Here is a 13,059-nt window from a genome sequence, read left to right as displayed (position 1 = left end):
ATGTCCGACAAGTCACCCGGCGCTCCCGCCCTCACCCACATCGATGCTCGTGGCGAAGCCCGCATGGTCGACGTGTCGGACAAGGCTGCAACGGAGCGCACGGCAACAGCCGAAGGCCGCGTGGTGATGAGTCCCGCGACGCTCGAGCTCATCATCTCCGGCAACGCCAAGAAGGGCGACGTACTCGGCACGGCCCGCATTGCCGGCATCATGGCCGCCAAGCGCACATCCGAGCTCATCCCACTGTGCCACCCGCTGGCGCTCTCCAAGGTCACCGTCGACATCACCCCCGACGCTGCGCTGCCCGGCTGCATCGTCAGTGCAACCGTCAAGGTCACCGGGCCGACCGGCGTCGAGATGGAAGCCCTGACGGCCGTGTCCGTCACCTGCCTGACGATCTACGACATGATCAAGGCCGCCGAGCGCGGCGTGCGCATCGAAGGTATCCGTTTGACCGAGAAGATCGGCGGCAAGTCCGGGCACTATCGCGCCTGAAGGTATTGGAAAACCAAATACAACTTCGAATTAATTGTTCGCTAACTCAACTTCCTAACCTCACTTCCATAGCGGGCCTATAGCAATGGTTGTGGGAGGGACATCGTAGCGGTTCCATCCCGAAGCGCCTATCGCAAGCGTATTCAGGACCGATGACGACCAACGCTAGTCCACGGAATGCCCTCAGAGCTTCGACCGACCGCGGTGGACCCATTCGCTGGCTGGTCGGCGGAGGCCTCGTGCTGATTGCAGCCATCGCGATCGGCACGACCATCATGGCCGACAGTTTCCGGGAACGCGCGCTGAACAGCGCGACGCGCGAGCTGGAGAACACCGTCCTTCTACTGGCGCGTCATTTCGATCAGCAGATGGAGGATCTCGGCGCGATCCAGCGCGATCTCGCCAACTACGTCCGACAGAACCATATCGACACTGGCGCCCGCTTCAAGGAGCAGATGGGAAGCGCCGCCGTCAATGCCATGCTGAAGGACAAGCTGAGCGCGGTGACCTATGTCGGCGGTCTGAACATCTTCGACTCCGACGGCAACCTGATCAACTCCGGAGCGGCCTGGCCGGTGCCGCCCGTCAATATTGCCGATCGCACCTTTTTCAAGCGGCTGAAAGCTGATCCGACCGCGCCGCAATTGCTGATCGAACCGGTCGTGGGCCGGATCACCGGCACATATGTCGCGGTCATCGCCCTGAAGCTGACCAGTCCCAACGGCGAGTTCCTGGGCATCATCGGCCGCAGCCTCGAACCCATCAATGTCGAGCGGTTCTTCGCCTCCGTCGCGCTCGGGCCCGACGCGGCGATCTCGATGATGCATCGCGACGGAACCCTTCTGGCCCGACATCCACGCCACGAGGGCATGCAGAACCAGAACTACAAGAGCGCGCCGATCTTCCGCCAGATCCTGGCCGGCGATGGCAACACCACGGGCATTTTCAGCAGCCCCGTCGACGGCGAGCACCGCATCGGCGCATCGCACCGGCTGACGAGCTATCCCTTGATCGTGACCGCGACGACGACGGTCTCGGCGGCGCTCGCCGACTGGCGCGAGCAGATGCGCTTCCTGATCGCCGTCGGCGTGACCTCGGTGCTGCTGATCGCCGGCATGCTCTACGTCGTGGTGCGCCGGTTGATCAGCGACCACGACGCCTCCAGCCGCCGCTTGACGCTGGAGAAGGAACGGCTCGACAAGGCCGTCAACAACATGACCCAGGGCCTCCTGCTGTTCGACGCATCGGAGCGCCTGGTCATCAGCAACCAGCGCTACGTCGACATGTACGGCCTGTCTGCCGACGTCGTGAAACCAGGCTGCACGTTCCGCGAGTTGATCGCGCACCGCAAGGCGACCGGCTCGCTCGCGGGCGACGACGGCGAATATGCCGATGCGGTGCTGCGCGACATTGGCCGCAAGACCTCGCAGATCATCGAGACCACGGACGGTCGCTGGATCCAGATCGTCAACGAGCCGATCGCGGGCGGCGGCTGGCTCGCCACTCACGAGGACATTACCGAGCGCAAACGGTCCGAGGAGCAGATCACGCATCTGGCGCACTATGATGCCCTGACGGATCTGCCGAACCGCACCCTGTTTCACGAGCGCCTCAAGGAGGAGCTGACCGGCGTCCCCCAAGGCCGGCGCCTCGCGCTGCACTACATCGACATCGACGAGTTCAAGGGCGTCAACGATTCGCTCGGCCACCTCGTCGGCGACGAGCTGTTGAAATCCGTCGCGGCGAGCCTGAACGCCTGTGTCGGCACCACTGGATTCGTCGCCCGCCTCGGCGGCGACGAGTTCGCCGTGGTTCAGACGGCCATCCGCAACCGCGAGGACATCGAACAGCTGATCGAGGATATTCTCAGCGCGATCCGCGCCCCGCGCTACTGCCTCGGCCATCAGCTCACCGCCGACGCCTCGATCGGCGTGGCGCTGATCCCCGAGCACGGCACCGATCTCGACCAGATCATGAAGAACGCCGATCTGGCGATGTACGCCGCCAAGGCCGCGGGACGGCGCACCTGGCGCTTCTTCGAGCCCGAGATGGACGCCCAGGTCAAGGCGCGCCACCAGCTCGAGGTCGACCTGCGCCAGGCCATCGCCGACGATCGGCTCGAGGTCTACTACCAGCCTTGTCTGAGCCTGCAGGACGACCGCATCGTCGGCTGCGAGGCGCTGGTGCGCTGGAAGCATCCGACCCGCGGCACCGTCTCGCCGGCCGAGTTCATTCCGATCGCCGAGGACACGGGCCTCATCAACCTGCTCGGCGAACGCGTCCTTCAGGTCGCCTGTACCGAGGCTGTGAGCTGGCCGGACGACATCCGGCTCGCCGTCAACGTCTCGCCGGTGCAGTTCAAGAGCGGCACCCTGGCGCTCAAGGTCGCGAATGCGCTTGCGACCTCCGGCCTGCCGCCGCATCGGCTGGAGCTCGAGATCACGGAAGCGGTGCTGATCCGCGACGACGACGCGCTCGACACCCTGCACCAGTTGCGCGCGCTCGGCGTCCGTATCGCGCTCGACGATTTCGGCACCGGCTATTCAAGCCTCAGCTACCTCCAGCGCATTCCGTTCGACAAGATCAAGATCGACCGCTGCTTCGTCCAGGACATCACCGAGAGTGAGGGCTCCGCGGCGATCGTCCAGGCCGTGGTCAACATCGCCGCCATCCGCAAGATGTCGACGACCGCCGAGGGCGTCGAGACCGAGGCGCAGCGCCAGGTGCTGAAGCGGCTCGGCTGCTCGGAGATGCAGGGCTATCTGTTCAGCCCTCCGAAGCCCGCAGCCGACGTGGGGCAATTGTTCGCCGCGCAGCGCGCCAATCCCTCAACCGGCCGCCATTCGCGCCCCAACGCCGCGTGAGCCAGTTCCGAACCGATAAATACCGTTGCAATTTGAGGCTTTTCCACAAGCCAGATTCAAACCCTGCCGACCGGTCGTCCCTTGAAGTCCACGGCTCCGCCATGATCTACGGGACACAGACGGACATACTCCATGTCCGCTTGTACACGCTGGTCGAAAACCACGGCGGGACGGCCTCAGGGCCGCCCCGTCGGGTGTGAGCATCGAGCGTCGCAAGCCGCGCACCCGCCCACTTCGCAGATCAGTTCGGCACTGCCGCCTTGGCGCGGACGTCGGCGTTCACCGTGACGCCCCGCAGCACGTTGAATGCGGCGTGCAGCGCCTTGTCGTCCTTCTCGTCGGGCGGAACGTAGGACTGCGAGCCGGTCTGCTCGGTGCCGTCGGGCGCCGAGAGATGGCCGCGCATGCCGGCCTCACCCTTGAGATCGCCGCGATCCTTCAGCTCGTCCGGCACGTCCTGCTTGACCTCGATGTCCGGCGCGATGCCCTGCGCCTGGATCGAGCGTCCCGACGGCGTGTAGTAGCGCGCCGTGGTCAGCGCCAGCGCGCCATTGCCGGCGCCGAGCGGAATGATGGTCTGCACGGAACCCTTGCCGAACGAGCGCGTGCCGACCAGGGTTGCACGCTTGTGATCGTGCAGCGCGCCCGCCACGATCTCCGACGCCGAGGCCGAGCCGCCATTGATCAGCACCACGAGCGGCTTGCCCTTGGTGAGATCGCCGCCGCGTGCGGTGAAGCGCTGCGTCTCCTCAGGATTGCGGCCGCGGGTCGAAACCACCTCGCCTCGCGAGAGGAACGTGCTGGAGACCGACACCGCCTGATCGAGCAGGCCGCCCGGATTGTTGCGCAGGTCGACCACATAGCCGGCGAGCTTCTCCTGCGGAATGTCCTTGGAGATGCTGGCGACGGCCTTGCGCAGGCTCTCGGTGGTCTGCTCGTTGAAGGATGTGATGCGGATATAGCCGATGTCGCCGCCTTCGGTGTGATAGCGGACCGGGCGCACCTTGATGATCTCGCGCGTCAGCGTAACGTCGAGCGGTGCGTCCTTGCCCTTGCGCATGATGGTAAGCTTGGTCTTGGTGTTGACGCCGCCCTTCATCTTGGCGACGGCCTGCTCGAGCGTCAGTCCCTGCACCGCCTCGCCGTCGATCTTGGCGATGAGATCGCCCGAGAGAACGCCGGCCTTGGACGCGGGCGTGTCATCGATCGGCGCGACGACCTTGACCAGGCCCTCCTCCATGGTGACCTCGAGACCGAGTCCGCCGAACTCGCCGGACGTGGTCTCCTGCATGTCGCGCCAGGACTTGTCGTTCATGTAGCGCGAATGCGGATCGAGCGAGGACACCATGCCGTTGATGGCGCCTTCGATCAGCGCGGGATCGCTCGGCTTCTCGACATAGTCGGCGCGAACACGCTCGAACACCGCGCCGAACAGATTGAGCTGCGAATAGGTGTCGGCCATGCCGGCCGCGGCCTTGGCCTTCGCAACGAGTTGCGCGCCGTCGGGACCCGTGACCATCAGGGTTAGCCCGACGCCGGTCATCGTGCCCGCCAAGAACAGCCAGTTTTTCCGCATTGTTTGCTTCCCGAGCGTTTGTTGGATGGCCGGCCGATCTAAAGGGTCCGCACGTATCGCCGGCGCGATTTGTGTTGCGAACACACACCACATTTCCGGTTTCTTCAAGGCCGATATTGCGCCGCCGTACCGGGGCCCGACCGCCGGCGCTCGCATCCGAAATGGACGTTCACAGGCTGAAATCAAGATCAAGGCTGCGCCGGCGCCGGGCCCGGCTGAACATACCCCGTCTTTCACGGACACCCATGATCACAATTCGACGAGCCGTGTACCACGCCGCGATTCGATGGCCTGGGCCTGCGGGGCGCCGCTCCCTGCGCGCGCCCGGAAGCTCGAGTTCGGAATGGCTTGCTCCCGGCCCGCTCGATGGGCAATGCTCCGCGGCAAAACCGCAAGCATGACAGTCGCTGGGAGGCAAACATGAACCAACGGACCCCGATCGAGGCCGGGTGGCGGAACGTCGAACTCGGCTCGAGCGACGAGAAGTTCCAGAACCTGCACGAACTCATCCGCAAGGCGCGCGCCCAGCTCAACCAGAACGCCTGGGACTACATCATCGGCGGGGCCGAAACCGAGACCACGCTGCGTCGGAACCGGATGGCGCTCGACGAGATCGCGTTCCGTCCGCGCGTGCTGCGCGACGTGTCCAGGGTCGATGCCTCGGTCGAAACTTTCGGACGCAAGCTGCGCCTGCCGGTGGTCATGGCCCCGGTCGGTGCGCTCGAAATCTTCGATCCGGCAGGGGCGGCCAGCGTGGCCCGTGGGGCGGGCCGATTCGGAGCGGCGCACATGCTGAGCTCGGTGTCGGAACCCGGGCTGGAGAAGACCGCCGAGGCCGCGCCCGACGCGCTGCGAATCTTCCAGCTCTATGTCCGCGGCGACGACGCCTTCGTCGAGGACTATGTGAGCCGGGCGGTCGCCAACAGCTACACCGCGTTCTGCCTGACCGTCGACACCGGCCATTACAGCCGGCGCGAGCGCGACATCGCCAAGCGCTACGTCCGCGAAAGCCGGCTGCGCGCGACCGGCGGCGACCACCAGAAGGCGCTGAGCTGGCACACCGTCAAGCTGATCAAGGACAAGTTCAAGCTGCCGCTGATCATCAAGGGCATCGCGACCGCCGAGGACGCGCAGATTGCGGTCGATCACGGCGTCGACTGGATCTACGTCTCCAACCATGGCGGCCGCCAGCTCGACCATGGCCGCGGGGCCATGCATGTGCTGCCGGAGATCGTCGCCGCCGTGAAGAGCCGGGCAAGGATCATGGTCGACGGCGGCTTCTGCCGCGGCACCGACATCGTCAAGGCGATCGCCTCCGGCGCCGACCTCGTCGGCATCGGCCGGCTGCAATGCTGGGCGCTCGCCGCGGCCGGCGAGGACGGCATCCTGCGCATGCTCGAGCTGCTGGAGGACGAGGTCATCCGCGCGCTCGGCCTGCTCGGCATCACCTCGTTCGCCGAACTCAACGGCTCCTACCTGCATCCGGCAACCGCCACCAACCAGCCGAGCGTCGTCAGCGCGTTTCCGCTGGTCGACATCGAGCCCTACCGTTATTGAGGCGGAGGCCCTTCCGTTCAACGCCAGCCATCGACGCCCCTCCATGCCCTCCTCCGCTCTCCGCCCCGGCGACGCCGACGCGCTGCTGTTCGATCTCGGCCGCGTCGTCATCGACATCGATTTCGTCCAGGTCGTCTCGCGCTGGGCCGCGCATGCCGGCTGTCCGGCGGAGCACATTGCCGCCCGCTTCGTGCGCGACGAGATCTACCACGGCCATGAGCGCGGCACCGTCTCCGACGCCGACTTCTTCGCCAACCTGCGCCGGCAGCTCGGCATCGACATCACCGACGCGCAGTTTCTCGAGGGCTGGAACGCGATCTTCGTCGGCCCGATGCCGGGCATCGTCCCGCTGCTCGCCCGCGCGGCGGAGAAACTGCCGCTCTATGCCTTCTCCAACACCAACCAGCCGCACATCGATCACTTCTCGCCGCGCTACGCCGACCTGCTTGGTCACTTTCGCGAGATCTTCCTGTCGTCGTCGATCGGCCTGCGAAAGCCGGATGCCGAGGCGTATGATCACGTCGTGCAGGCGATCGGCGTGCCCGCCGGGCGCATCCTGTTCTTCGACGACCTCGCTGAAAACATCTACGGCGCGCGGGCCAGCGGGCTGCAGGCGGTGCTGGTGCGCTCGACGGCCGACATCGCCGCGGCGCTGGAGGCGCTCGGGATCTGATCGCGTCGCGCAAGGGTGCGTCATGGCCAGCGGCGTGACGTTCTGAAAGGCTGCGCTCGCAATGACGGTGCCCACTCATGCAAGATTGTTCTCGCGACACGATGTGCCCGAGCTTTGCTGCTCTCATCTCACCCTCCTCCAATCGGAGGGCGCAGGGAATGCCGGGCTGCTGGCCGCAACCCATGGCCCGCCTGCAGAAAAAAAGCAGGCGGCAGTCACCACAGGTCCAGCCGACATCCGGCATTCCCTGCGCGATGGTCTTCACGTTTATACGCGATCTCCCCGGTGCCCGGCTTGTTGGCCACCGTCGCCGTCGGGATCATCATCACCCGCCGGCTTGGCATCAGCTTCGGGATGCCAGGACCACGCGACTTCACGTCCGCGCCATGCCGTTCGTCCGCGTGCCATCCGAGCACGCTGCGGCACGTCGCGGCCACCGCATCCCGCGCTCCACGTCCGTGACGATCGCGAAGCGCCCCTCCTGTCGAGCACGGGACCAAATCAGCATAGCAGATTTTTCCGAAAAAGCGAATCCTAAATTCGACCGCCGGCAACGGCGCCATCCGGCCCGTCTCCCGCCACATCCGCTGGTCGCAGACGGCCCGACCGCCTAAGCTGCCCGCTCTACACGCCCCGCGGCCCGGAAGAACCGAATGCCCCTCGACATCATCTGTTTGCGTGATCGGCCCGACCTGATCCCGCGCGTGTTCTCGCCCGAGCTGGATGCCATCTGGCCGGAGTTCATGCGGCAGGACCGGACGGCGACGTTGTACTATGATCCGCCAGTGTTCGACCAATATGCGGACTGCGCCTACGTGGCGCTCGCCGGTGACGAGGTGGTCGGGCGCGCGTTCGCCGTCCCCTTCACCTTCGGCATCGAGGGCCGCCGCACGCTGCCGGATGCGGGCTGGGACGAGGTGATCCGCTGGGGTCACGAGGACCGCCTGCTGGGACGGCGGCCGACGACGATGAGCGCGCTGGAGATTGCGCTGCTGCCGAAGGCGCGCGTGGCCGGCAGCTCGCTCGCCATGCTCGCGGCTCTGAAAGGCTGCGCACGCGCCAAAGGTTTTGCCGAGCTGTACGCGCCGGTGCGGCCGAACCAGAAACATCTGGCGCCGCGGACGCCGATGCGCGCCTATCTCGATCAGCGGCGCGAAGACGGCCGATTGGTCGATTCCTGGCTGCGCACGCACCTCGGCATCGGTGGCGAGATCGTCAAGATCGCGCCGTGCTCGATGACCATCGTCGGCACGCTCGCCGAGTGGTCGCAATGGACCGGCGTGACCTTCGATCGCTCGGGTGAGATCGAGGTCCCCGCTGCTCTCGTGCCCGTGCTCGCGTCGGTCGAGCACGACCATGCCGCCTATGTCGAGCCGAATGTCTGGATTCGGCATCCGCTCTAACGCGGTGCAGGCCGTCCGCGCGACGATCAACGCGCCGGCACGACGCGCTCGTCCAGAAATCCGATCACCGCATCGAACGCCTGCCGTCGATTCCGCTCCATCAGGATCATGTGCGTGCCCTGCCCGATCTCGACCAGCCGCTTGTACGGCGCGCTCACGAGACGAACGAACAGGTCGTGCGCCACGTCGAAGCGGACATCCACATCCCATTCCGCCGAGAGCACGAGAACAGGGCAGTCGATCGTGCTGGGATCGTAGATCGGCTGGTCCACGGTCCAATGCTCGCGCACGTCCTGAACCGCGCCCGAAGGCGCGCGGATCGCGCCGGGGTACGGCGAGTCCGGATCGGTCGCGAGCGTCGCCTCCGCCCAGGACTCGAACCAGCCGTCCGGAATCAGCTTGTCCCGCGCCTGCTCCGGAGCGGCGCCGCGCCACGCAGCCTCGAACGCGCGCGGGCTGACGATCCGATAGGCGCCGAGCGGTCCGCCGGCGTCGATGCGCAGCGGCTCGCTGGACAGCCAGAGCGGCGTCACCAGGATCACCTTCTCGAGCTTCGCGCTCGCCGCGCTCGCGAACATGCCCGCGACGGTGGCGCCCCAGGACATGCCGAGCACGTTGGCGCGCGGGACGTCGCGATGCCGGCAGATGAAGTCCACCGCCGCGCCGAAATCGTCCACGGCGGTCCGCGCATTGACCAATGGAGATCCCTCCTCGGCCGCCCGCGACATCTCCGGCGGCCGGCTGGAACCGCCATAGCCGCGCGCATCGACGGCCCAGACATCGTAGCCGGCCTGCGCCAGGACATCCATGAAGGAGGCGCCACCAACCGCGACGTCGAACAGGCTAGCGGATGAAAAGGTGGCGCCGTGCATCATCACCAGCGTGCGCTCGGCCGAGAACCGTTGCACGTCATGCCGGCGCTTGTTGATGAGCTGAAGCTGGACATCGGACACCGGGCCTTCGATCAGGCGGCGCTCGGAAACGATGCGCGAGGAGGACGTTGCGTTCTCGGTCATGGTCACCTCGGATCAGGCGAAGTGCCACGCGAACCGGTCGCCGTCGCGGCTGATCCGCCCGGCCGAGGACTCGGCGAAGTGGGTCGTGAACACGAGGGAGCCGGTCTCGGCGGCATGGTTCATCGCCCATCGGCGTGAGGTCCGCGCCGCATCCGGGAATTCGCAATAGACCGAGTTCCAGTCCGGACGCGCGACCTGCAGCGGATGATGCATCACGTCGCCCCAGAACAGCGCGCGCTCGCCACGTGAGCTGAAGCTGATGCAGGCGTGATCGATGCTGTGACCGGGGCTCGGCAGAAAACGGAAGCCGTCGACGACCTCGCTGCCATCGACCGTGATCTCGCGCGCGAGGCTGGCCTCGACGATCGGTAGCACGCTGTCTTCGTAGACCCCTGGCATCGGTGGATGCAGCATGGGGCCAAGTCCAGCTGCGTCCCTGATCCCGGCGTCCGAGCCGTTGCCGGCCGAGAGTGCGGCGACATAGGCGCGCTCGCGGCCTGAGAAGATGTGCTGGGCGTTGGGAAACACCGGCATCCAACGGCCATCGGCAAGCTGCGTATTCCAGCCCACGTGATCGGCGTGCAAATGCGTCATCAGGACGAGGTCGACATCGTCAGGGGCGACGCCGGCTGCCCGCAGCCGGTCCAGAAACGGCTCGTTCAGGCGATGCAAGGCGGCCGCGACTGGTCGCTCCTTGTCATTGCCGGTGGCCGTGTCGATCAGAACCACCCGCTCCGGCGTCCGTACCAGCCAGCTATGGATGCTCAGGCGCAACGATCCCGTGCGCGGATCGACTGATCCCGGCTCGAACCGGCCGCGTTCCCGGGCAATGCTGGCGGCGTCCACACCCGGAAACAGAAACTCCCCCTCGACCGCATCGAGGCCGATCTCGAAGATCCTGGTGATGATGGCGTCCCCGACGCGATAGGTCGTGATGTCCTGCATGTTTGGCGGCCTCGATCCGAACGGTAGTCTTGTCTGGGCCGAGATCTACGACTAGGTCATACATTCCTCAAATCGATCCAACTCATGCAGTCCATCGACCACTTCGATCTTCGCTCCTTCGACCTCAATCTGCTGGTCGCATTCGACGCGCTGATGCAGGAGCGCAGCGTGACGCGCGCGGCGCGCCTCAAGGTGGGGCAGCCGGCAATGAGCCATACGCTGTCGACGCTTCGCGTGCTGCTGCAGGATGAGCTGTTCGTCCGCGTCGGCACGATCATGCAACCGACGCCGCGGGCGGCGGCTCTCGCCGGGCCGGTTCGGGCGGCGCTGGGGCAGATGCAGGCTGCGCTGCACGCCGCACCGGGGTTCGACCCGGCGACCGAGCAGCGCACCATCCGCTTGGGATTTTCAAGCGAGGTCGAGCTGCTGCTGATCCCCGAACTTGCGGCGGCGCTCCGTCGCTCGGCGCCCGGAGTGCGGTTTCTCAGCCGGCCGACTGAACGCAACGAGGTGCATCGTTTGCTCGACGATGGCGCCTTGGATGTTGCGGTCGGCTGCTTCGAGGCCGTCGCACAGCGGCACAGATCCCAGTTCCTGTTCGAGCAGGCTCTGAGCTGCGTCTACAATCCAAAGCGCATCGCGATGAAAACGCCGATCAGCCTCGCCGACTATCTGTCGCTTCCCCACGCGCTGGTGACGCTGACCAACAGCCTGCAGGGCTGCCTGGAGGCGGCGCTTGACGAGATCGGGACCGAGCTCAACGTGGTCTCGGCCTCCTCGGATTTCCTCAGCGTGCTGGCGACGGTGGCCGCGTCAGCGGTGATCACGACGATACCGACCAGGATGGCAAAGCTCTACGGGCCGCGGTTTGGGCTGACGCTCTGTCCCGCGCCGTTGAAGCTGCGGCTGCCGGCCGTCTCGATGGTCTGGCCGCTGCAGCTCGATCGTGATGCAGCATCGGTCTGGCTGCGGAACATGGTTGCGGATATCCTGCACACGACCGAGCGCGCCGCCTGTCGCGCGGCTGCTGGATAGAACGCGGGGCGGGAGCTAATCGGAACGGCGCATCGGCCAACGCCTTGGCACTGCGGTCGACCTTCTGCGCACTGATTGCAGGGTTACTCGCGCGATCGTGAGGCAGCGGCCCGGACGCGGCCAACATCAGACGATCAGAAGGCAGGAAGCGGCCTGAGCCCTTGGCCGAGCCGTGCGCGTTCGGTTAGAAGGCGACTCATTTGATCTGCCGTCTCCGTCCGAAGGAACTCTCATGGCCCTGATGCCGGTGTCTGATGCGTTGTCCGCCGTGCTCGCCGGCGCCGAGCCGCTGGCCGAGGAGCTGGTGACGCTGGACGAGGCCCATCACCGCATCCTGGCCCGCGACCTCGCGGCGCTGCGGACGCAGCCGCCCGAGGCGATGTCGGCGATGGACGGCTACGCCGTGCGCGCGGCGGACGCAGCCCAGGCCAAGGTGCGGCTGAGGGTGATCGGCGAGGTCGCGGCGGGGCGGCCGTTCGATCGCGTGGTCGGACCCGGCGAGGCGGCGCGCATCTTCACTGGTGGCGTTGTCCCTGAGGGCGCCGACGCGGTGGTGATCCAGGAAGACACGATCGCCGAAGATGGCCACGTCGTGATCACCGAGGCCGCGATCAAGGGCCGGCACATTCGGCCCGCGGGCGTCGACTTCCACCAGGGCATGGTGCTGCTGAAGGCGGGCCGCCGGCTTAGCGACCGCGACCTGTCGCTGGCGGCCAGCATGAATCATCCGGCACTGCCGGTGCGGCGCCGGCCGAAGGTGGCGCTGCTCGCCACCGGCGACGAGCTGGTGATGCCGGGCTCGACGCCCGGCCCGGGCCAGATCGTCTATTCCAACGGCTACGCCCTGCGGGCGCTGGTGCGCAGCGAGGGCGCGACACCGATCGATCTCGGCATCGCCGCGGATACGATGGAGGCCACGATCGCCGGGATCCGGCGGGCGCGCGAGGCCAAGGCCGACATCCTGATCACGACCGGCGGCGCCTCGGTCGGCGATCACGACCTCGTCAAGCAGGCGCTCGAAGCCGAGGGCGTCGAGATGGCGTTCTGGAAGATCGCGATGCGGCCGGGCAAGCCGATGATGCACGGACGGCTCGGCGACATGAGGGTGATCGGACTGCCCGGCAATCCGGTGTCGTCCTATGTCTGCGCCATCCTATTCCTGGTGCCGCTGATTCGGCGGCTGCTCGGCCGCGACGAAGCTCGCATGCCACGCGAGACCGCCCTGCTCGGCCGCGAACTCGGGGCCAACGATTCGCGCGAGGACTATCTGCGGGCGCAGCTCGAGGAGCGCGCCGACGGCACGCTGATCGCAACGCCGGTGACCCAGCAGGATTCGTCGCTGCTCGGCAATCTCGCGCTCTCGCAGGCGCTGGTGATCCGGCGGGCGTTTGCGCCGAAGGCCGCCGCCGGCAGCCCGTGCGAGATCCTGCGCCTGCCGAGCTAGGCCGTTTCCCCCGGCAAAGCCCGGTCCGTTCACTACAATTTAAGGATTGCG

11 protein-coding genes are annotated in these 13,059 nt (G+C 66.5%); 7 read left to right on the top strand and 4 right to left on the bottom strand.

Annotated elements, in window-relative coordinates:
• Positions 1–495, top strand: a complete 495-nt coding sequence (gene moaC, locus QW881_RS15560; RefSeq protein WP_315738207.1) for a cyclic pyranopterin monophosphate synthase MoaC — start codon at positions 1–3, stop codon at positions 493–495.
• 152 nt (positions 496–647) lie between these two features.
• Complete coding sequence (locus QW881_RS15555) at positions 648–3,359, top strand: EAL domain-containing protein (RefSeq protein ID WP_315756707.1); 2,712 nt, start codon at positions 648–650, stop codon at positions 3,357–3,359.
• A gap of 241 nt (positions 3,360–3,600) precedes the next feature.
• Here QW881_RS15555 and QW881_RS15550 read toward each other — a convergent pair whose 3' ends face one another.
• On the bottom strand, positions 3,601–4,935 hold the full coding sequence (locus QW881_RS15550) for a S41 family peptidase (RefSeq protein ID WP_315738209.1): 1,335 nt from the start codon (positions 4,933–4,935) through the stop codon (positions 3,601–3,603).
• A 420-nt stretch (positions 4,936–5,355) separates the two neighbouring features.
• Here QW881_RS15550 and QW881_RS15545 point away from each other — a divergent pair, with 420 nt between their 5' ends.
• A complete protein-coding gene (locus QW881_RS15545; protein WP_316158521.1) occupies positions 5,356–6,492 on the top strand; it encodes an alpha-hydroxy acid oxidase in 1,137 nt (378 codons plus the stop codon).
• 43 nt (positions 6,493–6,535) lie between these two features.
• Positions 6,536–7,165 carry an HAD family phosphatase gene (locus tag QW881_RS15540; protein WP_315756709.1) on the top strand — a complete coding sequence of 210 codons (630 nt, stop codon included), beginning with the start codon at positions 6,536–6,538 and terminating at the stop codon, positions 7,163–7,165.
• A gap of 215 nt (positions 7,166–7,380) precedes the next feature.
• Here the strand turns inward: QW881_RS15540 and QW881_RS15535 are convergent, their stop codons facing one another.
• Complete coding sequence (locus QW881_RS15535) at positions 7,381–7,728, bottom strand: hypothetical protein (protein WP_315756710.1); 348 nt, start codon at positions 7,726–7,728, stop codon at positions 7,381–7,383.
• Positions 7,729–7,908: 180 nt separating this feature from the next.
• Here QW881_RS15535 and QW881_RS15530 point away from each other — a divergent pair, with 180 nt between their 5' ends.
• Positions 7,909–8,568: a hypothetical protein gene (locus QW881_RS15530; RefSeq protein WP_315756766.1), complete on the top strand. Its 660-nt coding sequence runs from the start codon at positions 7,909–7,911 to the stop codon at positions 8,566–8,568.
• 26 nt (positions 8,569–8,594) lie between these two features.
• Here the strand turns inward: QW881_RS15530 and QW881_RS15525 are convergent, their stop codons facing one another.
• Positions 8,595–9,584: an alpha/beta hydrolase gene (locus QW881_RS15525; protein ID WP_315756711.1), complete on the bottom strand. Its 990-nt coding sequence runs from the start codon at positions 9,582–9,584 to the stop codon at positions 8,595–8,597.
• 12 nt (positions 9,585–9,596) lie between these two features.
• The gene (locus QW881_RS15520; protein WP_315756712.1) at positions 9,597–10,529 is read right to left on the bottom strand and encodes an MBL fold metallo-hydrolase; all 933 of its coding nucleotides are present in this window, start codon (positions 10,527–10,529) and stop codon (positions 9,597–9,599) included.
• Positions 10,530–10,613: 84 nt separating this feature from the next.
• Between QW881_RS15520 and QW881_RS15515 the strand changes: the two genes are divergently transcribed.
• Positions 10,614–11,564: a LysR family transcriptional regulator gene (locus QW881_RS15515; protein WP_315756713.1), complete on the top strand. Its 951-nt coding sequence runs from the start codon at positions 10,614–10,616 to the stop codon at positions 11,562–11,564.
• A gap of 232 nt (positions 11,565–11,796) precedes the next feature.
• Positions 11,797–13,008, top strand: coding sequence for a gephyrin-like molybdotransferase Glp (glp, locus tag QW881_RS15510; protein WP_315756714.1), 1,212 nt, complete (start codon positions 11,797–11,799; stop codon positions 13,006–13,008).
• Positions 13,009–13,059: the final 51 nt, after the last annotated feature.

The sequence above is a fragment of the Bradyrhizobium sp. SZCCHNS3016 genome (assembly GCF_032484535.1).
In the GTDB taxonomy this organism is placed as follows: domain Bacteria; phylum Pseudomonadota; class Alphaproteobacteria; order Rhizobiales; family Xanthobacteraceae; genus Bradyrhizobium.
This window is presented reverse-complemented; position numbering and strand designations above follow the sequence as displayed.

What these genes read in the sequence shown, in the direction of transcription:
- moaC (WP_315738207.1), top strand. Translation starts at nt 1, where the DNA reads ATGTCCGACAAGTCACCCGGCGCTCCCGCCCTCACCCACATCGATGCT.
- QW881_RS15555 (WP_315756707.1), top strand. Translation starts at nt 648, where the DNA reads ATGACGACCAACGCTAGTCCACGGAATGCCCTCAGAGCTTCGACCGAC.
- QW881_RS15550 (WP_315738209.1), bottom strand. Translation starts at nt 4,935, where the DNA reads ATGCGGAAAAACTGGCTGTTCTTGGCGGGCACGATGACCGGCGTCGGG.
- QW881_RS15545 (WP_316158521.1), top strand. Translation starts at nt 5,356, where the DNA reads ATGAACCAACGGACCCCGATCGAGGCCGGGTGGCGGAACGTCGAACTC.
- QW881_RS15540 (WP_315756709.1), top strand. Translation starts at nt 6,536, where the DNA reads ATGCCCTCCTCCGCTCTCCGCCCCGGCGACGCCGACGCGCTGCTGTTC.
- QW881_RS15535 (WP_315756710.1), bottom strand. Translation starts at nt 7,728, where the DNA reads ATGGCGCCGTTGCCGGCGGTCGAATTTAGGATTCGCTTTTTCGGAAAA.
- QW881_RS15530 (WP_315756766.1), top strand. Translation starts at nt 7,909, where the DNA reads ATGCGGCAGGACCGGACGGCGACGTTGTACTATGATCCGCCAGTGTTC.
- QW881_RS15525 (WP_315756711.1), bottom strand. Translation starts at nt 9,584, where the DNA reads ATGACCGAGAACGCAACGTCCTCCTCGCGCATCGTTTCCGAGCGCCGC.
- QW881_RS15520 (WP_315756712.1), bottom strand. Translation starts at nt 10,529, where the DNA reads ATGCAGGACATCACGACCTATCGCGTCGGGGACGCCATCATCACCAGG.
- QW881_RS15515 (WP_315756713.1), top strand. Translation starts at nt 10,614, where the DNA reads ATGCAGTCCATCGACCACTTCGATCTTCGCTCCTTCGACCTCAATCTG.
- glp (WP_315756714.1), top strand. Translation starts at nt 11,797, where the DNA reads ATGGCCCTGATGCCGGTGTCTGATGCGTTGTCCGCCGTGCTCGCCGGC.